This window comes from Enterobacter sp. BIDMC 27, assembly GCF_000534415.1.
GTDB lineage: Bacteria > Pseudomonadota > Gammaproteobacteria > Enterobacterales > Enterobacteriaceae > Enterobacter > Enterobacter hormaechei_C.
In genome coordinates, this window is sequence record NZ_KI973178.1 from 1,025,446 (window position 1) to 1,050,673 (window position 25,228).

The following is a 25,228-nucleotide window of genomic DNA, read 5'->3' on the forward strand; positions in this document are numbered from 1 at the left end:
CAATATGCAGCGCGTTCTGCTGTTCGCGCTGCAACGCCCCCTGCAAAGCTGCTGAATTTCTGTACAATGCATTCATTTTTTTAATGCATTGTTTGCCATTTGCCAGAATTTAAGAAACCATTCGCTCCGTATTTCAGTACCCCTCAAAACAATACCCGGCAATAAGTCGGGAAACAGCAAACACAACCGAGGATTTATGGCAGAGAAAAAACCGGAGCTTCAGCGTGGGCTGGAAGCTCGACATATTGAATTGATCGCGCTGGGCGGCACTATCGGCGTTGGCCTGTTTATGGGCTCGGCAAGCACGCTGAAATGGGCGGGGCCTTCCGTCCTGCTGGCGTATATTATTGCCGGGCTGTTCGTCTTCTTCATCATGCGCTCAATGGGCGAAATGTTGTTTCTGGAGCCGGTAACGGGCTCTTTCGCCGTTTACGCCCACCGTTATATGAGCCCGTTCTTTGGCTATCTCACGGCCTGGTCGTACTGGTTTATGTGGATGGCCGTCGGGATTTCGGAGATCACCGCCATCGGGGTCTACGTGCAGTTCTGGTTCCCGGAGATGGCCCAGTGGATACCCGCGCTCATCGCCGTAGGGCTGGTGGCGCTGGCGAACCTTGCCGCCGTTCGCCTTTACGGTGAAATCGAGTTCTGGTTTGCGATGATCAAAGTCACCACCATTATCGTGATGATTGTTGTGGGTCTGGGTGTCATCTTCTTTGGTTTCGGTAACGGCGGGCACGCGATTGGTTTCGGTAACCTGACCGGACACGGCGGCTTCTTTGCTGGCGGCTGGAAAGGCTTCCTGACCGCGCTCTGTATCGTTGTCGCCTCTTATCAGGGCGTTGAGCTGATCGGCATTACCGCAGGTGAGGCGAAAAACCCGCAGGTCACGCTGCGTAGCGCGGTAGGCAAGGTGCTGTGGCGTATCCTGATTTTCTATGTGGGCGCGATCTTCGTTATCGTGACCATTTTCCCATGGAACGAGATCGGCACCACCGGCAGCCCGTTTGTCTTAACCTTCGCTAAGATTGGCATCACGGCGGCGGCCGCCATTATCAACTTTGTGGTGCTGACGGCGGCGCTCTCCGGCTGTAACAGCGGGATGTACAGCTGCGGGCGTATGCTTTACGCGCTCTCGCAAAACAAACAGCTGCCGGCGGTGATGGGTAAAGTCTCCCGCGTGGGTGTACCGGTGGCGGGCGTAGCGGTGTCGATTGTGATTCTGCTGATTGGCTCTTGCCTGAACTACATCATCCCGAATCCGCAGCGCGTGTTTGTTTACGTCTATAGCGCCAGCGTGCTGCCGGGAATGGTACCGTGGTTTGTCATTTTGATTAGCCAGCTGCGTTTCCGACAGGCGCACAAAAAAGCGATCGCCAGCCATCCGTTCCGCTCCATTCTGTTCCCGTATGCGAACTATTTGACGATGGCGTTCCTGATTTGCGTATTAATTGGAATGTACTTTAATGAAGATACCCGCATGTCGCTGTTTGTCGGGATGATCTTCCTGGCTGCCGTCACAGCTGCATATAAACTTTTTGGCCTGGGCCGCCGTGGCTCCGCCCATAAAGTGGAGGAATAAGCGGCAAAATGTGCAAACCATAACCAAACGCGCATTTTTTTCAAAAAAGCACTAGACAGCGGGGACGGAGGTACGTAATATCCAGCCCCGCAACGGCGCTAAGCGCCCGTAGCTCAGCTGGATAGAGCGCTGCCCTCCGGAGGCAGAGGTCTCAGGTTCGAATCCTGTCGGGCGCGCCATTTTAGTCCCGGCGCTAGAGCTGCGGTGGTCTGAGAAGTAGTCAGAACCGCGTGAAAGAATACAGTGGTGGCTATAGCTCAGTTGGTAGAGCCCTGGATTGTGATTCCAGTTGTCGTGGGTTCGAATCCCATTAGCCACCCCATTATTGAAAGAGTTGTGAATTGCGAAGGTGGCGGAATTGGTAGACGCGCTAGCTTCAGGTGTTAGTGTTCTTACGGACGTGGGGGTTCAAGTCCCCCCCCTCGCACCACGACTTTTAATGAGTTGAACTAAAAATTCAAAAAAGCAGTACATCGGCGAGTAGCGCAGCTTGGTAGCGCAACTGGTTTGGGACCAGTGGGTCGGAGGTTCGAATCCTCTCTCGCCGACCAATTTTGAACCCCGCTTCGGCGGGGTTTTTTGTTTTCTGCGTTTTTTATCCTGTAGCCTTTCCCCGACAACACTCTATATCCTTGTCGCGATTCAGCGACATATAACCCGTTAATATTAAAGAATTTATTATTTTACCTCTTAACCTGTCTCCTGGTGACGACATATCGCCGCCTTCAGCGCGATGTTGTATGGCTTCAGGCGGTTCTTAACAGCATAATTTCCTTTTATCTTAAAATGTTGCGCGATGTAAAAGTTCTGCGTGTAAACCTGGCACATTACATGCAATAATATGCGTGTAGATGCTCATTCCATCTCTTATGTTCGCCTTAAGGCCTCATAAACTCAGGAATGACGCAGAGCCGTTTACGGTGCTTATCGTCCACTGACAGATGTCGCTTCGGCCTCATCAGACACCATGGACACAACGTTGAGTGAAGCACCAAATATGTTGTCTTACAGACCTGTTTTAACGCCTGCTTTTATAGCAGGCGTTTTTTTATGGGCGTAAAAAAGGAGGCCATCTGGCCTCCTGTTAATTACTGCTGCGTTCCGTTATTTTGCAACGTCAATAACAGCCCATCACGGCGCATAGCTGCGGCCTCTTCCGGCTTATGCTGCTTGTCCAGCGAATCAGCAAGCCAGGCGTAATCAAATGCGTCCGGACGTTGCTTCAGCGCGGCGCGGAAGGCGAGACTCGCCTCCTGCCACTCGCCGTGTTTCATCAGAGACTGGCCCAGCGTACTCCACAGCAGCGGACGATCGCCCACGGTTTTGATCTGCTGGCGCAGTGCTTTTTCAATTTGTTCCGGATTGTTGGTTTTCAGACGCGGGATGACCATCACCAGGCGGTCATCATACTGTCGCTTGAGACCGTCGAGGAGGATCTCCTGCGCGGTGTCATGGTCGTCACACTCAATCAGATGTTCTGCCATCGCCACCTGAAGAGGAACCTGCTGGCGCGTTTTGCGGCTCTGGTTTTTCCACCAGGTTTTCAGGCCGTCGCTGCCGAGATCGGCGCGCGCCTGATCCATCAGGCCAATCCAGGCCAGACGCTGAAGTTCATCACGATGTTCATCATCGCCCACGTCGGCTTTCGCCATGGAAGGGATAATGTCCAGCAGCGAGCCCCAGGCACCGGTCCGAATATATGCCTGCTCAGCCAGACGCAGCACTTCCGGGTGACGAGGGGTAATTTCCAGCAGACGGTCAACGCCGTGACGGGCGGCATGGTTTTCATTGCGCGCCAGTTGCAGACGAACGCGGGTGATCTCAACCGGAATCGGATCTTTAGTAGAGAGCTCAGACGCGCGTTCAAGATGCTGATTGGCGCGGGCCTCATCGCCTCGCTGTTGCGCCGCCTCAGCGGCCAGCAGATAGTTAACAACCGGCTGTTCTGCATGGTCGGCATTTTTCGACATCAGCTTTTCAACCTGCTGATAGTCGCCTTCGGCCAGCTTCAGCAACGCTTGCTCGGTCTGCTTGCGGGCGCGACGGCGCTTACGGCCAACGAACCAGCCGCGCGTATGTACGCCGGTACGGAAAATACGACGCAGGAGCCACTCCACTGCCAGCAGAACGACCACACCCAGGATCAGGATAATCACCAGCCCCGTTACGCTGGTTTCGATATTGTAGTTATCGGTCTGGATCAATACATAACCCTGGTGACCCGCGAGCATCGGCCCCAGTACAATCCCGGCGATCAGCAGGATGAAGAGTAAGAAGACTTTTAGCATCATTACTCTCCTTGCGGCGCGCTTTCAGGCGCTGGCGCGGCGGCAGGTGCTTCAGCCGGACGCTCTGCCGGAACGCCCGGCTGGGCCAGCAGGTTACGCACGCGCGTCTGCATGAGCTTCTCCAGAATCGGCTGGCTTTCCAGCTTGTCCGGCACGTTCATGGTGATGTTTTGCTGGCTCAGCTTGTCGATATCCTCAAGGAACGCGGTCGTGGTTGCGTCATTGGTATCGTAGTAAGCACGTACCCAGGTTGAAACGTTATCCAGCGCCTGTTTGTAGGTCTCTTCCTGGTGACGCGGTACGGCCTGGGCAGCCACCAGCAGGCGGGAACGAATGTTTTCACGCAGATAGACGTCCTGGTTCGGCGCCAGCAGCGGCACGGCAGTTTCATCACGGCGGCGAATGGTAATAAAGCTGTCCATAAAGTTCTGCCAGCTCTTTTGCAGGTTGATACGCCATTCGCTCAGGGAGCTGGACAGCTCGGTGCCGTCAGAATCCATCGGGGAGTCATCGTCGTTGTTATCGGCCAGCTGAAGGTTATCAATCTGGTTGGAGAGCTGATTTACCTTAAGGATGATACCATCGTAATCGACCTGAGAAACCGCGGACAGGCTGGCGATATCTTCCGTAATAGCGCGGCGAGCGTTGATGAGGCTCGGATCGTTCATGTCCGCCAGGCTTGCGTCGGCGCTTTTCAGCAGCGCGGCGGCGGTGGTGACATCCTGATCGCTCCAGAGCTTGCGCCCGGCCAGTTTCACCAGAAAATCGGCCTGTGAAAGTAGCCAGGTTTTGGCATCGGTTCCCGAAATTGTGGCGACTTTTTCCTGCACTTCGCTCAGCTGTTTGGTCAACTCTTCACGTTTGCTGTTCGCGTCGGCGAGGGCGGCAGCCTGCTGTTTGATCACGCCTTCCAGCTCAGCTTTTTGCGTCTCCTGCGCTTTCTGTAGGGCAGTGATTTGGTTAACCAGCGCGTCGCTGGTGGCCGTCTGGTTGGTGCCTTGTTTCTTCACCAGTCCGTAGAGTCCCACGCCTGCGGCCAGCGCAATCGCGATGGCAATCACGCTCAGCGTGAGGCTGGTTTTGTTGCTGCCGTTTTTCTTCTCAACGGTTGTGTCTGTCGTCTCTGGCTGTGACGTGGTGTCCACAGTCTCCCTGGTCTCTTCAACCACGGCGGAGGATTTTTCGTGTTCCGTCATTATGGCTTCCCATTTGAGAGTTATTGTAATGCGCGCAGCAGCGCATCGTTGTCGGCGTTTTCAGCGATCCGAATATCCTGCCAGCCCAGTTCCCGGGCGTGGTTCGCCAGACGCTCACTGACGACCAGAAGCCGACAGCGGAGTAACCAGTTTTCGCGATACCAAAGCGGAATCAGCGACCAAAGCTGTTGTAACATTTCACCGCTGGTGACCACCAGCGTATTAATACCGCGGGCGTGCCAGCGCATTGCTTCTTCCGCGCCATCATAGTGTTTCGCACAGCGCTGATAGCACTCCACAAACGTCACGTCTGCGCCGCGTTCGCGCAGCGTTTCGCCCAGCAGTTCGCGGCCACCGTTGCCGCGCAAAATGAGCGCGCGCTTTCCGGCAATGGTTTGTAATTCAGGTAATTGTAGCAAGACTTCGCTGATTTCCCGATCTAACGGGTAACGAACATCGATTCCGCTCGCGGTATGTAAGGCCAGCGCAGTGGTGCGCCCGATGGCGAAATAGCGGGGAGCGTGAGGCCAGCTAACGGCATGCTGTTGCAGCTGCGCATGGGCAAACTCCACGGCATGCTGCGACAGCGCAAAGAGCAGATCGCCTTCCTGCAAGAGACGCATCTGGTCAGCGAGTTCAGGCAGCTCGCGACCGGGGGAGAATTCAATCAGCGGAAAACTCCAGGCCACCTGCCCCAGTGCGCGCAGACGGCTCACTAACTGCTCTCCTGCGGGAGAAGGGCGGGTGACAAGTATGCTCATGCAGGGGGCTCTCCGTTATAGACCTCAGCCAGAATTTCACGCGCGCCGTTATTCAGCAGCTCTTCCGCCAGCGATACGCCAAGCGCCTCGGCATCTTGCGGCTTGCCGCGACGTTCACCGCGAACCATCTGTGAGCCGTCCGGCGCGCCAACCAGCGCACGCAACCACAGCTCACCGTCAGTTAATTCAGCATAGCTGCCAATTGGCACCTGACAGCCTCCTTCGAGGCGAGTATTCATCGCGCGCTCGGCTTTTACGCGAACGGCGGTATCGTCATGATTCAGCGGCGCGAGCAGTGCCTGAGTGCGCGCATCAACCAGACGACACTCAATGCCGACGGCACCCTGGCCGACGGCGGGCAGCGACAGCTCCGGCGGCAACGCGACGCGAATGCGTTCTTCCAGCCCCAGGCGTTTCAGGCCCGCAACCGCAAGAATAATGGCATCGTAGTCGCCGTTATCCAGCTTGCCAAGGCGTGTGCCGACGTTCCCGCGCAGCGAACGGATCACCAGATCCGGGCGACGTTCAGCCAGCTGACACTGGCGGCGTAAACTTGACGTGCCGACCACGCTGCCTGCTGGCAACGCATCGAGCGAGTCATAGCGATTAGAGACAAACGCATCGCGCGGATCCTCGCGCTCGCAGATGGTCACCAGCCCCAGCCCTTCCGGGAACTCAACGGGCACATCCTTCATCGAATGCACGGCGATATCGGCGCGGTTCTCAAGCAATGCCAGCTCCAGCTCTTTGACAAACAGACCCTTTCCACCCACTTTGGCCAGCGGCGTATCCAGAATGACATCGCCACGCGTGACCATTGGCACCAGTTCAACGCGTAATCCGGTGTGGCAGGCTTCCAGGCGCTGCTTAACATAATGTGCCTGCCAGAGTGCAAGAGGACTTTGGCGTGTGGCAATTCTCAAAACATTGTCTAACATGCTTGTTACCGTCATTATCAATCGCTAACCATCCTAACATTGTTGACACTCGGATGGCAGTTTTACGGTTGATGAAGAGTGAGAGGGACAGGGCGGCGTACTCGTCAGCCATCGCCGTATTCAGGAATTTACACGTCAAGAACGGTGCTACACTTGTATGTAGCGCATCTTTCTTTACGGTCAACCGGCAAGGTGTTAAATTGATCACGTTTTAGACCATTTTTTCGTCTGTACCACCAGAAAAGCAAAAGGCGAAAAAAGGGTAACGGTTATTTTTTGAAATACTGCGGGTCCGCTGCTTTTTGTGTTCTGACTGGCGTGCGACACCCGGAAACATCAGGCGATACGTCTTGTACCTCTATATTGAGACTCTGAAACAGAGACTGGATGCCATCAATCAATTGCGTGTGGATCGCGCGCTTGCTGCCATGGGCCCTGCTTTCCAGCAGGTATACAGTCTACTGCCAACATTGTTGCACTATCACCATCCGCTGATGCCAGGTTACCTTGATGGTAACGTTCCCCAGGGCATTTGCCTCTTCACGCCTGATGAAACCCAACAGCATTACCTGACTGAACTTGAACTCTACCGTGGTATGCCGCCGCAGGATTCGCCGAAAGGCGAGCTGCCGATTACCGGGGTTTACTCCATGGGCAGCACGTCATCGGTTGGGCAAAGTTGCTCTTCTGACCTGGATATCTGGGTCTGCCATCAGTCCTGGCTCGACAATGAAGAGCGCCAGCTGTTGCAGCGTAAATGCAGCCTGCTGGAGAGCTGGGCGGCGTCGCTCGGCGTGGAAGTGAGCTTCTTCCTGATTGATGAAAACCGTTTCCGCCATAACGAAAGCGGCAGTCTGGGTGGTGAAGACTGCGGCTCGACTCAGCACATCCTGTTGCTGGATGAGTTTTACCGTACTGCCGTTCGCCTGGCCGGGAAACGTATTCTGTGGAATATGGTGCCGTGCGATGAAGAAGAGAATTATGACGACTACGTCATGTCGCTTTACTCGCAGGGCGTTCTGACGCCAAACGAGTGGCTGGATCTGGGCGGCCTGAGCTCCCTGTCCGCCGAAGAGTACTTTGGCGCAAGCCTCTGGCAGCTTTATAAGAGCATTGATTCACCGTACAAAGCGGTGCTGAAAACCCTGCTGCTGGAAGCCTACTCCTGGGAATACCCCACGCCGCGCCTGCTGGCGAAAGATATTAAACAGCGTCTGCACGACGGGGAGATCGTCTCCTACGGTCTTGATGCCTACTGCATGATGCTGGAACGCGTCACCGAATACCTGACAGCCATTGAGGACGCCACGCGTCTTGACCTGGTGCGTCGATGTTTCTATCTCAAAGTCTGTGAAAAACTGAGCCGCGAACGCGCCTGCGTGGGCTGGCGTCGTGAAGTCGTCAGCCAGTTAGTCAAAGAGTGGGGATGGGACGAAGAGCGTCTCGCCATGCTCGACAACCGCGCCAACTGGAAGATCGATCAGGTGCGTGAGGCGCACAACGAACTGCTTGATGCGATGATGCAGAGCTACCGCAACCTGATCCGCTTTGCCCGCCGTAACAACCTTAGCGTTTCTGCCAGCCCACAGGATATCGGGGTGCTGACCCGCAAACTGTACGCCGCGTTTGAAGCGTTGCCGGGCAAGGTAACGCTGGTTAACCCACAGATTTCGCCTGACCTGTCTGAACCGAATCTGACCTTTATCTACGTGCCGCCGGGCCGCGCGAACCGCACCGGGTGGTATCTGTACAACCGTGCGCCAAGCATGGATTCGATCATCAGCCATCAGCCGCTGGAATATAACCGCTACCTGAACAAGCTGGTGGCCTGGGCCTGGTTTAACGGCCTTCTCACCTCACGTACCAGGTTGTTTATCAAAGGCAACGAGGTGGTCGATTTAGCCAAGTTGCAGGAGATGGTGGCGGATGTCTCGCACCACTTCCCGCTGCGTCTGCCTGCGCCGACGCCAAAAGCGCTCTACAGCCCGTGTGAGATTCGCCATCTGGCGATCATCGTCAACCTGGAATACGACCCGACGGCGGCCTTCCGCAATCAGGTGGTTCACTTTGACTTCCGCAAGCTGGACGTCTTTAGCTTTGGCGAGCAGCAAAACTGCCTGGTGGGCAGCGTGGATCTGCTGTACCGCAACTCGTGGAACGAAGTGCGTACCCTGCACTTTAACGGCGAGCAGGCGATGATCGAGGCGCTGAAAACGATCCTCGGCAAGATGCACCAGGACGCCGCGCCGCCGGACAGCGTGGAGGTGTTCTGCTACAGTCAGCACCTGCGAGGCCTGATTCGTACCCGCGTTCAGCAACTGGTGTCTGAGTGCATCGAACTGCGTCTCTCCAGCACCCGACAGGAAACCGGGCGCTTTAAAGCGTTGCGCGTCTCCGGCCAGACCTGGGGGCTGTTCTTTGAGCGCCTGAACGTGTCGGTGCAGAAGCTGGAGAACGCCATTGAATTCTACGGCGCGATTTCACACAACAAACTGCATGGCCTGTCGGTTCAGGTGGAAACCAACCACGTTAAGCTGCCGCAGGTGGTGGATGGCTTTGCGAGTGAAGGGATTATTCAGTTCTTCTTCGAAGAGTCGGGCGATAACGCCGGGTTTAACATCTACATTCTGGATGAAACCAACCGTGCCGAGGTGTATCACCACTGTGAAGGCAGCAAAGAGGAGCTGGTGCGCGACGTCAGCCGCTTCTATTCGTCCTCGCACGATCGCTTTACCTACGGCTCAAGCTTTATCAACTTCAACCTGCCGCAGTTCTACCAGATTGTGAATGTGGATGGGCGAGCGCAGGTGATCCCGTTCCGTACGCAGGCGATTACCCCTGCGGCGCCCGCTAACCAGGAAACTGCGCCGCTGTTGCAGCAGTATTTTTCCTGAGGCTTTTCGCCGGGTGGCGCTAACGCTTACCCGGCCTACGGTTCGAGCCGTTGTAGGCCCGGTAAGGCGTAGCCGCCACCGGGCAACGCAACTACCTGAAACTCACGTCCTCGCCCGCCTGCGCCGTCGCCGCCTGCTCCAGTAGATCCCAGAACGTTTCGCCGCTGCGATCGCAGACCCACTCGTCACCTTTCAGATCAAAGTGATAACCGCCCTGTTTCGCCGCCAGCCACACCTGGTGAAGCGGCTCCTGACGGTTAATAATAATCTTGCTGCCGTTTTCGAAGCTTAAGGTCAGGATCCCGCCGTTGATTTCACAATCGATATCGCTGTCGCCGTCCCAGTCGTCGATACGCTCTTCGATGGTCATCCACAGGGTATCGGCAAGGCGATGAAATTCACTGTCGTTCATGGTTTTATTCCTGTTTTTCGTGATGGCGGCAGTATAACGCTAAATAATTCCCGTTGCAGGAAAGCGGCAAACTCTTGCTTTTGTGTCTTCTCCTGCGATGATAGAAACAGATTTGAACTTACGGGCAACCTCTACATGAAAAACGTCTTCCGAACGCTTGTCGTTCTTGTCACTCTGTTTAGCCTGACCGGCTGTGGACTGAAGGGACCACTGTACTTCCCGCCAGAGGATAAAAACGCACCACCGCCGACAAAACCGGTGCAAAGTGGTATCGAGTCATCTACGCCGGATACCAACGATCGCGGCAATAACGGCGGCCCGACTCAGGTCAATCTCTGACAATTACGTTCTGTACCCGCGCAATGGAGCAAATGATGCAGTTCTCTAAAATGCATGGCCTTGGCAACGACTTTATGGTCGTCGACGCGGTAACGCAGAATGTCTTTTTCTCCCCGGAATTGATCCGTCGCCTGGCGGATCGACACATGGGCGTGGGGTTTGACCAGCTGCTGGTGGTGGAGCCGCCTTACGATCCTGACCTGGATTTTCACTACCGCATTTTTAACGCCGACGGCAGCGAAGTTTCCCAGTGCGGCAACGGCGCGCGCTGTTTTGCCCGCTTTGTTCGGCTGAAAGGGCTGACCAACAAGCGCGATATCCGCGTCAGCACCGCCAACGGCCGGATGGTGCTCAGCGTCACCGACGACGAACTGGTGCGCGTGAACATGGGCGAGCCGAACTTCGACCCCTCTGCCGTGCCGTTTCGCGCCAACAAAGCGGAAAAGACCTATATTATGCGTGCCGCCGAGCAGACAGTATTGTGCGGCGTCGTCTCAATGGGTAACCCGCACTGCGTGATTCAGGTGGATGATGTGCAAACCGCGGCGGTTGAAACGCTCGGCCCGGTGCTGGAAAGCCACGAGCGCTTCCCGGAGCGGGCGAACATCGGTTTCATGCAGGTGGTGAAGCGTGAACACATTCGCCTGCGGGTTTACGAGCGCGGCGCGGGCGAAACCCAGGCCTGCGGAAGCGGTGCCTGTGCGGCGGTGGCCGTCGGTATCTCACAGGGGTTACTGGCAGAAGAGGTTCGCGTGGAATTACCGGGCGGACGTCTTGATATCGCCTGGAAAGGTGCGGGTCATCCACTGTACATGACTGGCCCGGCGACACATGTTTATGACGGGTTTATCCATCTATGAAGCAACCAGGGGAAGAACTGCGGGAACCTGTAACGGAGCTGGACGACAGCGCTGTTGTGGATTACCTGCTGCACAATCCTGAGTTTTTTATCCGCAATGCACGCGTCGTCGAACAGATGCGCGTGCCGCATCCGGTTCGCGAGACCGTGTCGCTGGTTGAATGGCACATGGCGCGCTCGCGCAACCACATCAATCAGCTCGAAGAGAACATGACGCTGCTGATGGAGCAGGCCAGCAATAACGAAAGCCTGTTCTACCGTCTACTGCACCTTCAGGCGCGTCTGGCTTCCGCGCACAGTCTCGAAGAGTTCCTCAACCGCTTCCACCGCTGGGCGCGCGAGCTGGGGCTGGCAGGCGCGACGATCCGTCTCTTCCCTGACCGCTGGCGCATTGGCGCGCCGTCCGGGTTTACCCATCTGGCGCTGAGCCGTCAGGCGTTTGAGCCGCTGCGCATTCAGCGTCTGGGCCATGAGCACCACTATCTGGGGCCGCTTAACGGGCCAGAACTGCTGGTGGTGCTGCCGGAAGCCAAAGCTATCGGCTCGGTGGCGATGTCGCTGATGGGGCGCGATGGTGACCTGGGCGTGATGTTATTTACCAGCCGCGACGCGCATCATTATGAACAGGGGCAGGGCACGCAACTGTTGCAGGAGATCGCCCTGATGCTGCCTGAGCTGCTGGAGCGCTGGATTGAGCGCGTATGACGGACGGATTGCTCGCCACTGACGTCAACCGCTTTCTGCGCTATCTGGGCGTAGAACGCCAGCTCAGCCCTATTACGCTGCTCAACTATCAGCGTCAGCTTGATGCCATCATGCAGCTTGCCGATGAAATCGGCCTGAAAAGCTGGCAACAATGTGACGCCGCCACGGTACGCGGGTTCGTCGTGCGTAGCCGTAAAAAAAATCTCAGCCCGGCGAGCCTGGCGCTCCGGCTCTCTGCCCTGCGCAGTTTCTTCGACTGGCTGGTCAGTCAGGGCGGTCTGAAAGCCAACCCGGCAAAAGGGATCGCCACGCCGAAAGCCCCGCGTCATCTGCCGAAAAATATCGACGTCGACGACGTAAACCGCCTGCTGGATATCGATCTTAACGATCCGCTGGCCGTGCGCGACCGCGCGATGCTGGAGGTGATGTACGGTGCGGGCCTGCGTCTCTCTGAGCTGGTGAACCTCGACTTAAAGCACCTCGATCTGGAGTCCGGCGAGGTGTGGGTAATGGGCAAGGGCAGCAAAGAGCGCCGCCTGCCGATCGGCCGCAATGCGGTCTCCTGGATTGAGCACTGGCTGGACCTTCGCGGGCTGTTTGGCGCCGACGAAGATGCGCTGTTCCTGTCGAAACTCGGCAAGCGGATCTCGGCGCGTAACGTGCAGAAGCGCTTTGCGGAGTGGGGCATTAAGCAGGGGCTGAACAGCCACGTTCACCCCCACAAGCTGCGCCACTCCTTTGCGACGCACATGCTGGAATCAAGCGGCGACCTGCGCGGCGTACAGGAGCTGCTTGGTCACGCGAATCTGTCGACCACCCAAATCTATACCCACTTAGACTTCCAACACCTTGCCTCGGTGTATGACGCGGCGCATCCACGCGCCAAACGGGGGAAATAATGCGTTTTTACCGCCCACTCGGTCAGATATCAGCCCTGACGTTTGACCTTGATGACACTCTTTACGATAACCGCCCGGTGATCCTGCGTACCGAGCAGGAGTCGCTGGCGTTTGTGCAGAACTACCATCCTGCGCTGAAAGCGATGCAGAACAAAGACTTCCAGCAGCTGCGTCAGTCCCTGCGGGAAACCGAACCGGAGATTTACCACGACGTGACCGAATGGCGCCGCCGTGCGGTTGAGCAGGCGATGCTCAACGCCGGCCTGAGCGCGCAGGATGCGGCCACGGGGGCCGAAGCGGCCATGGAAAACTTCGCCAAATGGCGCAGTCGGATCGACGTGCCGCAGGAGACCCACGACACGCTGGCGAAGCTCGCCGAAAAGTGGCCGCTGGTGGCCATCACCAACGGCAACGCTCAGCCTGAACTGTTTGGTCTGGGGAACTATTTTCAGTTCGTGCTGCGCGCGGGCCCGCACGGACGCTCGAAGCCGTTCAACGATATGTATCATCTGGCAGCGGAAAAACTGGATTTGCCGCTCGGTGAGATCCTGCACGTGGGCGACGACCTGACCACGGACGTCGCCGGGGCGATCCGCTGCGGCATGCAGGCCTGCTGGATCAAGCCGGAAAATGCCGATCTGATGACTACCCCGGATAGCCGTCTTCTGCCGCACGTGGAAATTTCACGGTTGGCATCCCTCACGACGCTGATATAATCATCAATTGTTCTGTATAAATTAACAGGGTTTTGGCGAATGGAAACATTTGCCTGCCCGACATGACGTGACGGTGCCAATGGACGTTTCTTACCTGCTCGACAGCCTTAATGATAAACAGCGTGACGCGGTTGCCGCCTCGCGTACGAACCTGCTGGTACTGGCTGGAGCGGGCAGTGGTAAGACGCGCGTGCTGGTTCACCGTATCGCCTGGCTACAGAGCGTGGAGAACTGCTCGCCGTACTCGATTATGGCCGTGACGTTCACCAACAAGGCGGCGGCGGAGATGCGCCACCGTATCGCGCAGCTGATGGGCACCAGCCAGGGCGGCATGTGGGTTGGCACCTTCCACGGCCTGGCGCACCGTCTGCTGCGCGCGCACCATATGGACGCTAACCTGCCGCAGGATTTCCAGATCCTCGACAGCGAAGATCAGCTGCGCTTGCTGAAACGCCTGATCAAGGCGATGAACCTCGATGAGAAGCAGTGGCCGCCGCGTCAGGCGATGTGGTACATCAACGGTCAGAAAGACGAAGGGCTGCGTCCGCATCATATTCAGAGCTTCGGTAACCCGGTCGAGCAGACCTGGCAGAACGTCTACAAGGCCTATCAGGAAGCGTGCGATCGCGCCGGTCTGGTGGATTTCGCCGAGCTGCTGCTGCGCGCCCACGAGCTGTGGCTGAACAAACCGCATATTCTGCAACACTACCGTGAACGCTTTACCAACATCCTGGTGGACGAATTCCAGGATACCAACAACATCCAGTACGCCTGGATCCGCCTGCTGGCCGGGGATACCGGCAAGGTGATGATCGTAGGCGATGACGACCAGTCTATCTACGGCTGGCGCGGCGCGCAGGTGGAGAACATCCAGCGCTTCCTCAACGATTTCCCCGGCGCGCAAACCATCCGTCTGGAGCAGAACTACCGTTCTACCAGCAACATTCTGAGCGCGGCCAACGCCCTGATTGAGAACAACAACGGGCGCCTGGGTAAAAAGCTGTGGACCGATGGCGTCGACGGCGAACCGATTTCGATTTACTGCGCCTTCAACGAGCTCGACGAAGCCCGCTTCGTGGTGAACCGCATTAAAACCTGGCAGGAGAACGGCGGCGCGCTGGAGCAGTGTGCCATTCTCTATCGCAGCAACGCCCAGTCGCGCGTGCTGGAAGAGGCGCTGTTGCAGGTGAGCATGCCGTACCGCATTTATGGCGGTATGCGCTTCTTCGAACGTCAGGAGATCAAAGATGCGCTCTCGTATTTGCGTCTGATTGCCAACCGTAACGACGATGCGGCGTTTGAGCGCGTGGTGAACACGCCGACGCGCGGCATCGGCGATCGTACGCTGGACGTGGTGCGTCAGGCCTCGCGCGATCGTCAGCTCACGTTGTGGCAGGCGTGCCGCGAGCTGTTACAGGAAAAAGCCCTTGCCGGGCGCGCCGCCAGCGCATTGCAGCGCTTCCTGGAGTTAATCGACGCGCTGGCGCAGGAAACGGCCGACATGCCGCTGCACGTCCAGACCGACCGGGTGATCAAAGATTCCGGCCTGCGCACCATGTACGAGCAGGAAAAAGGCGAGAAGGGCCAGACCCGTATTGAGAACTTAGAGGAACTGGTGACGGCAACGCGCCAGTTCAGCTACAACGAAGAAGACGAAGACCTGATGCCGTTGCAGGCATTCCTCTCTCACGCCGCGCTGGAGGCGGGTGAAGGGCAGGCCGATACCTGGCAGGATGCGGTTCAGCTGATGACCCTGCACTCCGCGAAAGGTCTGGAGTTCCCGCAGGTGTTCATCGTCGGGATGGAAGAGGGGATGTTCCCGAGCCAGATGTCGCTGGATGAAGGCGGGCGTCTGGAAGAGGAGCGTCGTCTGGCCTACGTGGGCGTGACCCGTGCGATGCAGAAACTGACCCTGACCTACGCGGAAACCCGCCGCCTGTACGGGAAAGAGGTGTATCACCGTCCGTCGCGCTTTATCGGCGAACTGCCGGAAGAGTGTGTGGAAGAGGTGCGCCTGCGCGCCAGCATCAGCCGTCCGGTCAGCCATCAGCGTATGGGCTCGCCGATCTCTGAAACCGACACCGGTTACAAGCTGGGCCAGCGCGTGCGCCACTCGAAGTTTGGCGAAGGCACCATCGTCAACCTGGAAGGCAGCGGCGAGCACAGCCGTTTGCAGGTAGCGTTCCAGGGGCAGGGGATCAAATGGCTGGTGGCAGCCTATGCCAAGCTGGAAAGTGTGTAACTTTCAGAAAAATATCACTATTTTGTAATAATCTGCTAGCCTTATACGTTGAAGGTCAATTAATGCCCTTCAGCGTTCCGTTGCGTGTTGACGCCACAGTTATTGCTGGCGTAACATGCGCGCACGATTACGCTAAGAGGACATTCGCCTTGGACACACCCAGTAGATACTGGCTCAATTCCCTGTCATCCAGGAACAACTCCTAAGGCTATCTCCTCTTGCTGATGGCCTTAGTGGTTGTCAGCGACTGCATCATTTCCGTCGCGCTGAGTCAGGCTGTTTAATGGTCTGAAACCCAATTTGTTTCTGTGTGCCCACCGAACTGTCCGATATTTTTTGCATTGGGAGTCCCGGTCATGTTGAGCGCATTTCAACTCGAAAATAACCGACTGACTCGGCTTGAAGCCGAAGAGTCACAGCCCCTCATTGATGCCGTATGGGTGGATCTGGTCGAGCCGGACGACGATGAGCGCCTTCGCGTACAATCTGAACTGGGGCAAAGCCTGGCGACACGCCCGGAACTGGAAGACATCGAAGCATCCGCCCGTTTTTTTGAAGACGAAGACGGCCTGCACATTCACTCCTTCTTCTTTTTCGAAGATGCCGAAGACCACGCGGGGAACTCCACCGTGGCGTTTACCATCCGCGATGGCCGCCTGTTCACCCTGCGCGAGCGCGAACTGCCTGCGTTTCGTCTCTACCGTATGCGTGCCCGCAGCCAGGCGATGATGGACGGCAACGCTTATGAGCTGCTGCTGGATCTGTTCGAAACCAAAATCGAACAGCTGGCGGATGAAATCGAAAACATCTACAGCGACCTGGAAAAGCTGAGCCGCGTGATCATGGAAGGCCATCAGGGCGATGAGTACGACGAAGCGTTGTCCACGCTGGCTGAGCTGGAAGATATCGGCTGGAAGGTGCGTTTGTGTCTGATGGATACCCAGCGCGCGCTGAACTTCCTGGTGCGCAAGGCGCGTCTGCCGGGCGGTCAGTTGGAGCAGGCGCGTGAGATCTTACGCGATATCGAATCCCTGCTGCCGCACAACGAATCCCTGTTCCAGAAGGTCAACTTCCTGATGCAGGCGGCGATGGGCTTTATCAACATCGAGCAGAACCGCATCATCAAGATCTTTTCGGTGGTGTCCGTGGTGTTCCTGCCGCCGACGCTGGTGGCGTCCAGCTACGGGATGAACTTCGAGTTTATGCCGGAGCTGAAGTGGAGCTTTGGCTACCCGGGGGCGATTATCTTTATGATCCTCGCCGGGCTGGCGCCGTATCTGTACTTTAAGCGGAAGAACTGGCTGTAAAAATCTGGCGGGTGGCGCTGCGCTTACCCGCCCTACGATCGAATTCCCTCTCCCTGTGGGAGAGGGCTGGGGTGAGGGGGAACATACGGCTCTGGTGGTCATTCCGTTCACTTTATGTTCCTTGCTACTCTGTCACGACATGACCGGTGAACGTGCCAGGGTGGCTCAGTCGCCACCACCCTGGCGACCCGGGCTTCCGGCGGTAAATCGCCGCTTCGCGGTGCCTTCGGCTTATTCCTTCCGGCTTATCGGGGACGGGCGGAGGTAACATCCCTGTAAAGCCCGCCCTCTCGGCGCATCCCTGCGCCTCGCCCCGGCCTCCAGGAAACGCCTCAGCGATTTACAGCCGGACCGAGGCATCGCTGAAAGCCCTCAGTTATTCTGAGGCAACGTTATCGCTTTTGCTTTCAAATTACTGGGGAACCCTCTCCCCTGTGGGAGAGGGTTAGGGTGAGGGCAACATCACAACCCTTTGCGCACCCTGCGCTGGGTATAAATCGCATCCGCAACAAAGATGGCCAGCGCCACCCAGATAAAGGCGAACGTCACCATCTTATCCGCACCCGGCACCTCGCCGTAAAACACCACCGCCAGCAGGAACATCAGCGTCGGGCCAATGTACTGGAAGAAGCCCAGCGTGGAGAGGCGCAGACGCGTTGCCGCGCCGGTAAAGCACAGCAGGGGGATCGTTGTGACCACGCCTGCGGCCATCAGCATCAGGTTCAGCGACCATGGGTTGCTGCCCATGTGGCTGGTGGCGCTGTCGGCAATACCGAACAGGTAGATCGCGGCGACAGGCAGCAGCCACAGGGTTTCAAACAGCATTCCCGTCTGCGCTTCCACCGCAATCTTCTTACGCACCAGGCCGTAAAACGCAAAGCTGAACGCCAGCCCCAGGGCGATAACCGGCAGTGAGCCGAAGGTCCACAGCTGTACCAGCACGCCGCAGAAGGCCAGAATCACCGCCACCCACTGCATCCGGCGAAAGCGCTCGCCGAGGAAAATCATCCCCAGCAAAATATTGACCAGCGGGTTAATAAAGTAGCCCAGGCTGGCTTCGAGCATGTGATGGTTATTCACCGCCCAGATAAACAGCAGCCAGTTTCCGCCAATCAGCACCGCAGAGAGAGCGAGCAGGAAGACCTTCTTCGGGGTTTTCAGCAGCGTTTTGACGCCTGACCACTGACGGCTGATACTCATCAGCGCAATCATGAAGAAAAAGGACCAGATGACGCGGTGAGTGAGGATCTCGTCCGCCGGGACATAGGCGATAAGTTTGAAGTACGCCGGTGCGATACCCCAAATAAAATAAGCGGCAAGGGCGAGTAAAACGCCCTGCCGCGTCTGTTTAGCATCCATCGGGAAAATCCGTTACAAAAAAGTGAAGTAATTTTACCCGAATTTGCCGTCTCAACCCACCATATAAGTGGCGGTTGCGCTGGCGATATAAACCTGCTCCTCGTTATGCAGCTCAACGCGGGCGACGGCAACTTTATTCCCGGCGCGCAGCAGGCTGCTGGTGCAGGTGAAGCGGTTTCCGCGTCCCGGACGCAGATAGTCGACGCGTAAATCGATGGTGCCCATGCGCGACAGGCGCTGGCGTAATTCATCTTCGTTGATGGTGTCATGGCGCGTCAGCGTGCTGCCCACGCACACCAGACCGGCCGCCACGTCCAGCGCGGAGGCAATGACCCCGCCGTGCAAAATGCTTTGCGCCCAGTTACCGACCATCATTGGCTGATTATTGAAACTCAGCTGAGCGAAGTCTTTTTCGTATCGCTCCAGCTCAAGACCCAGTGCACGGTTGAATGGCATGTGGTACACAAAAATCTCGCCCACGAGCTTTAAGGTTTCTTCGGCGGTGAGTGTGGCTGACATCTGACGTGGCATCCTTGTTGTTAACAAAATGTTGATTTTATGCTTCGGGATAAAGGAATGCCACTTTAAGAAACGAGGAAGCGGAAGTTATCGCAGAAGTCTGTAGAATGCCCGGACAAAACTATTCATTAAATGTCACCATTTCAGGAGAACACCACCGATGCGGACGTATCTGGGTTGGTTACTGGCGGCGGTTGCGCTGCCCCTCACAGCATATGCGCAGGAAGCGACGATCAAAGAGGTGCATGATAAACCTGCCGTTAAGGGCAGCATCATCGCCAATATGCTTCAGGAGCATGACAATCCGTTCACGCTGTACCCTTATGATACAAACTACGTGATCTACACCCAGACCAGCGATCTCAACAAAGAGGCGATAAGCTCCTATAACTGGTCTGATAATGCGCGTAAAGATGAGGTGAAGTTCCAGCTCAGCCTCGCCTTCCCGTTCTGGCGCGGCATCCTGGGGCCGAACTCGGTGCTTGGCGCGTCTTACACGCAGAAGTCATGGTGGCAGCTCTCCAACAGCGGGGAATCTTCACCGTTCCGCGAAACCAACTATGAACCGCAGCTGTTCCTCGGTTTCGCCACCGATTATGAGTTTGCAGGCTGGACGCTGCGAGACGTGGAGGTGGGCTATAACCACGATTCTAACGGTCGTTCCGACCCAACCTCACGCAGCTGGAACCGCATCTATACGCGTCTGATGGCGCAGAACGGCAATTTCATGGTGGAAGTGAAGCCGTGGTACGTGGTGGGCAGCACCGATGACAACCCGGATATCACCAAATATATGGGCTACTATCAGCTTAAAGTGGGCTATCAGCTGGGTGACGCGGTGCTGAGCGCCAAAGGCCAGTACAACTGGAATACCGGCTACGGCGGTGCAGAGCTGGGCCTGAGCTACCCGGTAACGAAACACGTTCGTCTTTATACTCAGGTGTATAGCGGGTATGGCGAATCGCTGATCGACTACAATTTCAATCAGACCCGCGTCGGTGTGGGCGTCATGCTGAACGATATTTTCTAAGCTGCTCGAATGTTTTTGCGTTAAACGTTGAAGTTTCTCTCTCAGGCGCTGAAAATAGCGCCTGTTTCATTTCTGGCATATGGGGTTAACGTGGCGCAGGCGGAAGTATTGAATCAGGAATCGCTGGCTAAACAGGTTTTGCAGGAAACCTTTGGCTACCAGCAGTTCCGTCCTGGCCAGGAAACCATCATTGAAACCGTGCTGGAAGGCCGCGATTGCCTGGTGGTCATGCCGACCGGCGGCGGAAAATCGCTCTGCTATCAGGTGCCCGCGCTGGTGCTTAATGGCCTGACGGTCGTGGTATCGCCCCTTATTTCCCTGATGAAAGACCAGGTCGACCAGCTGCTTGCCAACGGCGTGGCGGCGGCCTGCCTGAACTCGACGCAGACCCGCGAGCAACAGCAAGAGGTAATGACCGGGTGCCGCACCGGGCAGATCCGCCTGCTGTATATCGCGCCAGAACGCCTGATGCTGGACAACTTCCTCGATCATCTGGCGCACTGGGATCCGGTGCTGCTAGCGGTGGATGAAGCGCACTGTATCTCCCAGTGGGGGCACGATTTCCGCCCGGAATATGCCGCTCTTGGTCAGCTTCGTCAGCGCTTCCCCGAGCTGCCGTTTATGGCGCTTACCGCCACGGCGGACGACACCACGCGTCAGGACATCGTTCGCCTGCTGGGGCTAAACGACCCGTATATTCAAGTCAGCAGCTTCGACCGCCCGAACATCCGCTATATGCTGATGGAGAAGTTCAAGCCGCTGGATCAGCTCTTACGCTACGTGCAGGAGCAGCGCGGAAAGTCCGGCATCATCTACTGCAACAGCCGGGCGAAGGTGGAAGACACCGCCGCGCGTCTGCAAAACCGTGGCTTTAGCGCCGCGGCCTATCACGCCGGGCTGGAGAACCATATCCGCGCCGACGTGCAGGAGAAATTCCAGCGCGACGACCTGCAAATCGTGGTCGCAACGGTGGCGTTCGGGATGGGGATCAACAAGCCCAACGTGCGCTTTGTGGTGCATTTCGACATTCCGCGCAATATCGAATCCTACTATCAGGAAACCGGCCGCGCCGGGCGTGACGGCCTGCCTGCGGAAGCGATGCTGTTTTACGATCCGGCGGATATGGCGTGGCTGCGCCGCTGTCTCGAGGAGAAACCGCAGGGGCAGTTGCAGGATATCGAACGCCACAAGCTTAACGCGATGGGTGCCTTCGCCGAAGCGCAAACCTGCCGCCGTCTGGTGCTGCTCAACTACTTTGGTGAAGGGCGTCAGGCACCGTGCGGCAACTGCGATATCTGCCTCGACCCGCCGAAGCAGTACGATGGCCTGATGGACGCGCGCAAAGCGCTCTCGACTATCGGACGCGTGAACCAGCGCTTCGGGATGGGCTACGTCGTTGAAGTGCTGCGCGGGGCTAACAACCAGCGTATCCGCGATATGGGTCACGACAAGCTGCCGGTTTATGGCATCGGGAAAGACCAGAGCCACGAGCACTGGGTGAGTATCATCCGCCAGCTGATCCATCTCGGCTTTGCCACGCAGAACATTGCCCAGCATTCTGCGCTTCAGCTGACCGAAGCGGCGCGACCGGTCCTGCGTGGCGAGGTTGAACTGAAGCTCGCCGTTCCGCGCGTCGTCGCCCTGAAGCCGCGCGTGATGCAGAAATCCTACGGCGGTAACTACGATCGCAAGCTGTTCGCCAAGCTGCGTAAGCTGCGTAAAGCCATTGCGGATGAAGAGAACATCCCGCCATACGTGGTGTTCAACGACGCGACGCTTATCGAGATGGCCGAGCAAATGCCGCTCAGCGCCAGCGAGATGCTCAGCGTCAACGGCGTTGGCACGCGTAAGCTGGAGCGCTTCGGTAAAGAGTTTATGGCGCTCATCCGTTCCCACGCTGATGGTGATGATGAGGAGTAGTCAGCCGGGCGAAAAAGTGCCAGGATGGTGACTCACTGTATTATTTCCCCGCGAGCTAATTATGTTAATGCTATTTCTCACCGTGGCGTTAGTGCACATCGTTGCGCTGATGAGCCCTGGCCCTGACTTTTTCTTCGTGTCACAAACGGCCGTCAGCCGCTCCCGCAAAGAGGCAATGATGGGTGTGCTCGGTATTACCATGGGCGTCATGGTCTGGGCGGCGGTTGCGCTGCTCGGTCTGAACCTGATCCTGGCGAAAATGGCGTGGCTGCATAACATCATCATGGTCGGCGGCGGTCTGTACCTGTGCTGGATGGGCTACCAGATGCTGCGCGGGGCGCTGAAGAAAGAAGAGAAAAAGCCGGAAGAGCCAAAGGTTGAGCTGGCAACGGGCGGCCGTAGCTTTGTGAAAGGGCTGCTGACCAACCTGGCGAACCCGAAAGCGATTATCTACTTCGGCTCTGTGTTCTCGCTGTTTGTAGGGGATAACGTCGGCGCGGGCGCGCGCTGGGGGATCTTTCTGCTGATCGTTGTTGAGACGTTCGCCTGGTTTACCGTTGTGGCAAGCCTGTTTGCCTTACCGGCGATGCGTCGCGGCTACCAGCGCATCGCGAAGTGGATCGACGGCTTTGCCGGCGCGCTGTTCGCCGGCTTCGGCATTCATCTCATCATTTCTCGCTAAGCATGACGCGCTGACGCAAGCAGCGCGCCAACCAGCATAAACAGCGAACCAAAGACTTTGTTCAGGGCCTTCATCTGTTTAGGCCCTTTGATCCACGCCGCAATTCGCTGCGCCAGCGTCGCGTAACCAATCATCACAATGATATCGACAATAATGGTGGTCGCGCCCAGCACCACGTACTGCATCACCTGTGGCTGATGCGGCACGATAAACTGCGGGAACAGGGCGGCGAGGAACACGATGCTTTTCGGGTTGGTCAGGTTAACGAACACCGCGCGTTTAAACAGGTGGCCGCGTGTTTGCGTCCGGGAGAGCGTATGCAGATCAATCGAGCCTGCGGCGCGCCACTGCTGAATACCCAGCCAGATAAGATACGCTGCGCCAGCCCATTTCAGCACCTCGAAGGCCAGCACCGAACGGGAGAACAGCGTGCCCAGACCAATCCCCACCAGCACAATATGAATGCCAAGCCCGGTCTGTAAACCGGCGATTGACGCCGCCGCGCCGCGATAGCCGTGATTGATGGAGGTGGTCATGGTGTTGATTGCGCCCGAGCCAGGTGAAAGGCTGAGGATGATGGATGTCAGCAGGTAGGCGAACCACCATTCGAAGGTCATTTGAAACTCCCGGATCGTCTGTTTTTATGCCACAATACGCTATTGTTGAGTCATTTTGTGACCGGTGACGAAAAAAACGATATTCCCTGAATTACGGGGGGTGGAAACCCAATGTTTCAGCAGAAAAAGGACTGGGAAACACGAGAAAACGCATTTGCTGCTTTCTCCATGGGGCCGCTGACCGATTTCTGGCGCCAGCGTGAGGAAGATGAGTTTATGGGCGTCGGGGAAATCCCGGTGCGCTTCGTTCGTTTCCGTGATGAAAAAAATGACCGGGTGATTGTGGTCTGCCCCGGGCGCATCGAAAGCTATATCAAATATGCCGAGCTGGCGTATGACCTGTTCCATCTGGGCTTTGATGTGTTAATTATCGACCATCGCGGGCAGGGGCTTTCTGGCAGGATGTTGCCGGATACCCATCGCGGCCACGTGGATAACTTCAGCGATTACGTCGACGATCTGGCCGCGTTCTGGCAGCAGGAAGTGCAGCCCGGACCGTGGCGCAAGCGTTATATTCTTGCCCACTCCATGGGGGGGGCGATCTCGACGTTGTTTTTGCAGCGCCATAAGCACCAGTGTGACGCCATTGCGCTGACCGCGCCGATGTACGGCATTGTGATACGTTTTCCTGACTGGATGGTGCGCCATCTTCTCGACTGGGCTGAGGGCCATCAGCGCATTCGAGAAGGCTATGCCATCGGAACAGGACGCTGGCGGGCATTGCCGTTTGCCATCAACGTCTTAACCCACAGTCGGCAGCGTTATCGCCGCAACCTGCGTTTTTATGCCGATGAACCGCGTCTGCGGGTCGGCGGCCCTACCTGGCACTGGGTGCGGGAAGGTATTCATGCCGGTGAGCAGGTGCTGGCGGGCGTAGGCGATGATGACACGCCGACGCTCCTGATCCAGGCGGAAGAAGAGCGTGTGGTGGATAACCGCATGCATGACCGCTATTGTGAACTTCGCGCCGCTGCGGGCCATCCCTGTGAAGGGGGTAAACCGCTGGTCATCAACGGTGCGTACCATGAGATCCTTTTTGAAAAGGACGCTATGCGCTCAGTCGCGCTCAACGCCATTGTTGAATTTTTCAACAGGCATAACTGATTATTGTTTTCCACCAGAGGTTGAAATCCCTATGTACCAGGTTGTTGCATCTGATTTAGATGGCACGCTGCTTTCCCCCGACCACACCCTGTCGCCTTATGCGAAAGAGACCTTAAAACTCCTGACTGCCCGTGGCGTGAACTTTGTCTTCGCCACTGGCCGCCACCACGTGGACGTGGGGCAGATCCGCGATAACCTGGAGATCAAGTCGTACATGATCACCTCCAACGGTGCGCGCGTACATGACACGGACGGCAACCTGATTTTTACCCACAATCTCGATCGCGACATCGCCACCGATTTGTTCGGCATTGTGCATAACAACCCGGATATCGTCACTAACGTTTACCGCGACGACGAGTGGTTTATGAACCGCCACCGCCCGGAAGAGATGCGCTTTTTCAAGGAAGCCGTATTCCAGTACTCACTGTACGAGCCGGGTCTGCTGGAGCCGGAAGGGATCAGTAAGGTGTTCTTCACCTGTGTAAATCATGAGGAGTTACTGCCGCTGGAGCAGGCGATCAACGCCCGCTGGGGCGACCGCGTGAACGTGAGCTTCTCCACGCTGACCTGTCTGGAAGTGATGGCGGGCGGGGTGTCCAAAGGTCACGCGCTGGAAGCGGTAGCGAAACGGCTGGGCTTTGATCTGAAAGACTGTATTGCCTTTGGCGATGGCATGAACGATGCCGAGATGCTCTCCATGGCGGGTAAAGGCTGCATCATGCAGAACGCGCACCAGCGCCTGAAAGATCTGCACCCGGAGCTGGAAGTGATCGGCACCAACGGCGATAACGCCGTGCCTAAGTATCTGCGCAAACTGTTCCTTGAATAATCTTCAATTGATTGTTTATTGTTCAGA

The 25,228-nt window shown here is 56.9% G+C and carries 23 protein-coding genes and 4 tRNA genes; 19 read left to right on the forward strand and 8 right to left on the reverse strand.

Annotated features, from left to right (window positions below):
• The first annotated feature begins 196 nt into the window (after positions 1-196).
• The 5 genes from L463_RS17640 (at position 197) to L463_RS17620 (ending at position 2,133) form a co-directional block, all read left to right on the forward strand.
• Entirely contained in the window at positions 197-1,582 is a 1,386-nt protein-coding gene (locus tag L463_RS17640) for a bifunctional threonine/serine APC transporter ThrP (protein ID WP_017693946.1), read from the forward strand.
• A 102-nt stretch (positions 1,583-1,684) separates the two neighbouring features.
• A tRNA-Arg gene (locus L463_RS17635) sits at positions 1,685-1,761 on the forward strand.
• 67 nt (positions 1,762-1,828) lie between these two features.
• A tRNA-His gene (locus tag L463_RS17630) sits at positions 1,829-1,904 on the forward strand.
• A gap of 21 nt (positions 1,905-1,925) precedes the next feature.
• Positions 1,926-2,012, forward strand: a tRNA-Leu gene (locus tag L463_RS17625).
• 44 nt (positions 2,013-2,056) lie between these two features.
• A tRNA-Pro gene (locus L463_RS17620) sits at positions 2,057-2,133 on the forward strand.
• A gap of 537 nt (positions 2,134-2,670) precedes the next feature.
• Here L463_RS17620 and hemY read toward each other — a convergent pair.
• Genes hemY through hemC form a run of 4 tightly spaced genes read right to left on the reverse strand, consistent with a single transcriptional unit; the run spans position 2,671 to position 6,765 of the window.
• Positions 2,671-3,870: a protoheme IX biogenesis protein HemY gene (gene hemY, locus L463_RS17615; RefSeq protein ID WP_026080629.1), complete on the reverse strand. Its 1,200-nt coding sequence runs from the start codon at positions 3,868-3,870 to the stop codon at positions 2,671-2,673.
• A 2-nt stretch (positions 3,871-3,872) separates the two neighbouring features.
• Positions 3,873-5,066, reverse strand: coding sequence for a uroporphyrinogen-III C-methyltransferase (hemX, locus tag L463_RS17610; RefSeq protein ID WP_015570012.1), 1,194 nt, complete (start codon positions 5,064-5,066; stop codon positions 3,873-3,875).
• A 20-nt stretch (positions 5,067-5,086) separates the two neighbouring features.
• Positions 5,087-5,827 carry a uroporphyrinogen-III synthase gene (gene hemD / locus L463_RS17605; protein WP_017383593.1) on the reverse strand — a complete coding sequence of 247 codons (741 nt, stop codon included), beginning with the start codon at positions 5,825-5,827 and terminating at the stop codon, positions 5,087-5,089.
• Positions 5,824-6,765 carry a hydroxymethylbilane synthase gene (hemC, locus tag L463_RS17600; RefSeq protein ID WP_017383592.1) on the reverse strand — a complete coding sequence of 314 codons (942 nt, stop codon included), beginning with the start codon at positions 6,763-6,765 and terminating at the stop codon, positions 5,824-5,826. Before hemC ends, hemD begins: the two co-directional genes overlap by 4 nt.
• Positions 6,766-7,115: 350 nt before the next feature.
• On the opposite strand from hemC, the gene cyaA reads away from it, so the two are divergent.
• Positions 7,116-9,659 (forward strand): class I adenylate cyclase, encoded by a 2,544-nt coding sequence (cyaA, locus tag L463_RS17595; protein ID WP_017383591.1) that lies wholly within the window; start codon positions 7,116-7,118, stop codon positions 9,657-9,659.
• 91 nt (positions 9,660-9,750) lie between these two features.
• Here the strand turns inward: cyaA and cyaY are convergent, their stop codons facing one another.
• Positions 9,751-10,071 carry an iron donor protein CyaY gene (gene cyaY / locus L463_RS17590; RefSeq protein ID WP_003860816.1) on the reverse strand — a complete coding sequence of 107 codons (321 nt, stop codon included), beginning with the start codon at positions 10,069-10,071 and terminating at the stop codon, positions 9,751-9,753.
• Positions 10,072-10,206: 135 nt separating this feature from the next.
• Here cyaY and L463_RS17585 point away from each other — a divergent pair, with 135 nt between their 5' ends.
• The 8 genes from L463_RS17585 to corA all read left to right on the forward strand — a co-directional run bounded on the left by L463_RS17585 (position 10,207) and on the right by corA (position 17,138).
• Positions 10,207-10,410 (forward strand): LPS translocon maturation chaperone LptM, encoded by a 204-nt coding sequence (locus L463_RS17585; protein ID WP_003860815.1) that lies wholly within the window; start codon positions 10,207-10,209, stop codon positions 10,408-10,410.
• A gap of 35 nt (positions 10,411-10,445) precedes the next feature.
• Positions 10,446-11,270, forward strand: a complete 825-nt coding sequence (dapF, locus tag L463_RS17580) for a diaminopimelate epimerase (RefSeq protein ID WP_023295730.1) — start codon at positions 10,446-10,448, stop codon at positions 11,268-11,270.
• Positions 11,267-11,974 carry a DUF484 domain-containing protein gene (locus L463_RS17575; RefSeq protein ID WP_017694746.1) on the forward strand — a complete coding sequence of 236 codons (708 nt, stop codon included), beginning with the start codon at positions 11,267-11,269 and terminating at the stop codon, positions 11,972-11,974. Before dapF ends, L463_RS17575 begins: the two co-directional genes overlap by 4 nt.
• A complete protein-coding gene (gene xerC, locus L463_RS17570) occupies positions 11,971-12,873 on the forward strand; it encodes a tyrosine recombinase XerC (protein ID WP_017383588.1) in 903 nt (300 codons plus the stop codon). Before L463_RS17575 ends, xerC begins: the two co-directional genes overlap by 4 nt.
• Positions 12,873-13,589 (forward strand): 5-amino-6-(5-phospho-D-ribitylamino)uracil phosphatase YigB, encoded by a 717-nt coding sequence (gene yigB / locus L463_RS17565; protein WP_017383587.1) that lies wholly within the window; start codon positions 12,873-12,875, stop codon positions 13,587-13,589. Before xerC ends, yigB begins: the two co-directional genes overlap by 1 nt.
• Positions 13,590-13,668: 79 nt before the next feature.
• Positions 13,669-15,831 carry a DNA helicase II gene (uvrD, locus tag L463_RS17560; RefSeq protein WP_017383586.1) on the forward strand — a complete coding sequence of 721 codons (2,163 nt, stop codon included), beginning with the start codon at positions 13,669-13,671 and terminating at the stop codon, positions 15,829-15,831.
• 149 nt (positions 15,832-15,980) lie between these two features.
• Positions 15,981-16,037, forward strand: coding sequence for a YsgD/CorL family protein (ysgD, locus tag L463_RS24475; RefSeq protein WP_212743980.1), 57 nt, complete (start codon positions 15,981-15,983; stop codon positions 16,035-16,037).
• A 150-nt stretch (positions 16,038-16,187) separates the two neighbouring features.
• Complete coding sequence (corA, locus tag L463_RS17555; RefSeq protein ID WP_003860807.1) at positions 16,188-17,138, forward strand: magnesium/cobalt transporter CorA; 951 nt, start codon at positions 16,188-16,190, stop codon at positions 17,136-17,138.
• A gap of 462 nt (positions 17,139-17,600) precedes the next feature.
• On the opposite strand, the gene rarD is transcribed toward corA, so the two are convergent.
• The gene (gene rarD / locus L463_RS17550; protein WP_017694744.1) at positions 17,601-18,497 is read right to left on the reverse strand and encodes an EamA family transporter RarD; all 897 of its coding nucleotides are present in this window, start codon (positions 18,495-18,497) and stop codon (positions 17,601-17,603) included.
• Positions 18,498-18,548: 51 nt separating this feature from the next.
• Positions 18,549-19,016, reverse strand: a complete 468-nt coding sequence (gene yigI, locus L463_RS17545; protein WP_006812366.1) for an acyl-CoA thioesterase YigI — start codon at positions 19,014-19,016, stop codon at positions 18,549-18,551.
• A 160-nt stretch (positions 19,017-19,176) separates the two neighbouring features.
• Here yigI and pldA point away from each other — a divergent pair, with 160 nt between their 5' ends.
• The 3 genes from pldA (at position 19,177) to rhtC (ending at position 22,648) form a co-directional block, all read left to right on the forward strand.
• Positions 19,177-20,046, forward strand: a complete 870-nt coding sequence (gene pldA, locus L463_RS17540) for a phospholipase A (protein ID WP_003860803.1) — start codon at positions 19,177-19,179, stop codon at positions 20,044-20,046.
• 90 nt (positions 20,047-20,136) lie between these two features.
• The gene (gene recQ, locus L463_RS17535; protein WP_032104332.1) at positions 20,137-21,966 is read left to right on the forward strand and encodes an ATP-dependent DNA helicase RecQ; all 1,830 of its coding nucleotides are present in this window, start codon (positions 20,137-20,139) and stop codon (positions 21,964-21,966) included.
• 61 nt (positions 21,967-22,027) lie between these two features.
• On the forward strand, positions 22,028-22,648 hold the full coding sequence (rhtC, locus tag L463_RS17530; RefSeq protein WP_006179256.1) for a threonine export protein RhtC: 621 nt from the start codon (positions 22,028-22,030) through the stop codon (positions 22,646-22,648).
• Here rhtC and rhtB read toward each other — a convergent pair.
• Complete coding sequence (rhtB, locus tag L463_RS17525) at positions 22,645-23,265, reverse strand: homoserine/homoserine lactone efflux protein (RefSeq protein ID WP_006812363.1); 621 nt, start codon at positions 23,263-23,265, stop codon at positions 22,645-22,647. The genes rhtC and rhtB overlap by 4 nt on opposite strands.
• A 111-nt stretch (positions 23,266-23,376) precedes the next feature.
• On the opposite strand from rhtB, the gene pldB reads away from it, so the two are divergent.
• Positions 23,377-24,369, forward strand: a complete 993-nt coding sequence (gene pldB, locus L463_RS17520; protein ID WP_015570002.1) for a lysophospholipase L2 — start codon at positions 23,377-23,379, stop codon at positions 24,367-24,369.
• A gap of 31 nt (positions 24,370-24,400) precedes the next feature.
• Complete coding sequence (gene yigL, locus L463_RS17515) at positions 24,401-25,201, forward strand: sugar/pyridoxal phosphate phosphatase YigL (RefSeq protein WP_015570001.1); 801 nt, start codon at positions 24,401-24,403, stop codon at positions 25,199-25,201.
• Positions 25,202-25,228: the final 27 nt, after the last annotated feature.

Bases quoted from the DNA above. Each gene is read 5' to 3' on its own strand.
- yigI (WP_006812366.1), bottom strand. From the start codon at position 19,016: ATGTCAGCCACACTCACCGCCGAAGAAACCTTAAAGCTCGTGGGCGAG.
- yigB (WP_017383587.1), top strand. From the start codon at position 12,873: ATGCGTTTTTACCGCCCACTCGGTCAGATATCAGCCCTGACGTTTGAC.
- xerC (WP_017383588.1), top strand. From the start codon at position 11,971: ATGACGGACGGATTGCTCGCCACTGACGTCAACCGCTTTCTGCGCTAT.
- pldA (WP_003860803.1), top strand. From the start codon at position 19,177: ATGCGGACGTATCTGGGTTGGTTACTGGCGGCGGTTGCGCTGCCCCTC.
- dapF (WP_023295730.1), top strand. From the start codon at position 10,446: ATGCAGTTCTCTAAAATGCATGGCCTTGGCAACGACTTTATGGTCGTC.
- L463_RS17640 (WP_017693946.1), top strand. From the start codon at position 197: ATGGCAGAGAAAAAACCGGAGCTTCAGCGTGGGCTGGAAGCTCGACAT.
- yigL (WP_015570001.1), top strand. From the start codon at position 24,401: ATGTACCAGGTTGTTGCATCTGATTTAGATGGCACGCTGCTTTCCCCC.
- uvrD (WP_017383586.1), top strand. From the start codon at position 13,669: ATGGACGTTTCTTACCTGCTCGACAGCCTTAATGATAAACAGCGTGAC.
- L463_RS17575 (WP_017694746.1), top strand. From the start codon at position 11,267: ATGAAGCAACCAGGGGAAGAACTGCGGGAACCTGTAACGGAGCTGGAC.
- hemD (WP_017383593.1), bottom strand. From the start codon at position 5,827: ATGAGCATACTTGTCACCCGCCCTTCTCCCGCAGGAGAGCAGTTAGTG.
- pldB (WP_015570002.1), top strand. From the start codon at position 23,377: ATGTTTCAGCAGAAAAAGGACTGGGAAACACGAGAAAACGCATTTGCT.
- rhtC (WP_006179256.1), top strand. From the start codon at position 22,028: ATGTTAATGCTATTTCTCACCGTGGCGTTAGTGCACATCGTTGCGCTG.
- hemC (WP_017383592.1), bottom strand. From the start codon at position 6,765: ATGTTAGACAATGTTTTGAGAATTGCCACACGCCAAAGTCCTCTTGCA.
- corA (WP_003860807.1), top strand. From the start codon at position 16,188: ATGTTGAGCGCATTTCAACTCGAAAATAACCGACTGACTCGGCTTGAA.
- cyaY (WP_003860816.1), bottom strand. From the start codon at position 10,071: ATGAACGACAGTGAATTTCATCGCCTTGCCGATACCCTGTGGATGACC.
- hemX (WP_015570012.1), bottom strand. From the start codon at position 5,066: ATGACGGAACACGAAAAATCCTCCGCCGTGGTTGAAGAGACCAGGGAG.
- hemY (WP_026080629.1), bottom strand. From the start codon at position 3,870: ATGCTAAAAGTCTTCTTACTCTTCATCCTGCTGATCGCCGGGATTGTA.
- rhtB (WP_006812363.1), bottom strand. From the start codon at position 23,265: ATGACCTTCGAATGGTGGTTCGCCTACCTGCTGACATCCATCATCCTC.
- L463_RS17585 (WP_003860815.1), top strand. From the start codon at position 10,207: ATGAAAAACGTCTTCCGAACGCTTGTCGTTCTTGTCACTCTGTTTAGC.
- rarD (WP_017694744.1), bottom strand. From the start codon at position 18,497: ATGGATGCTAAACAGACGCGGCAGGGCGTTTTACTCGCCCTTGCCGCT.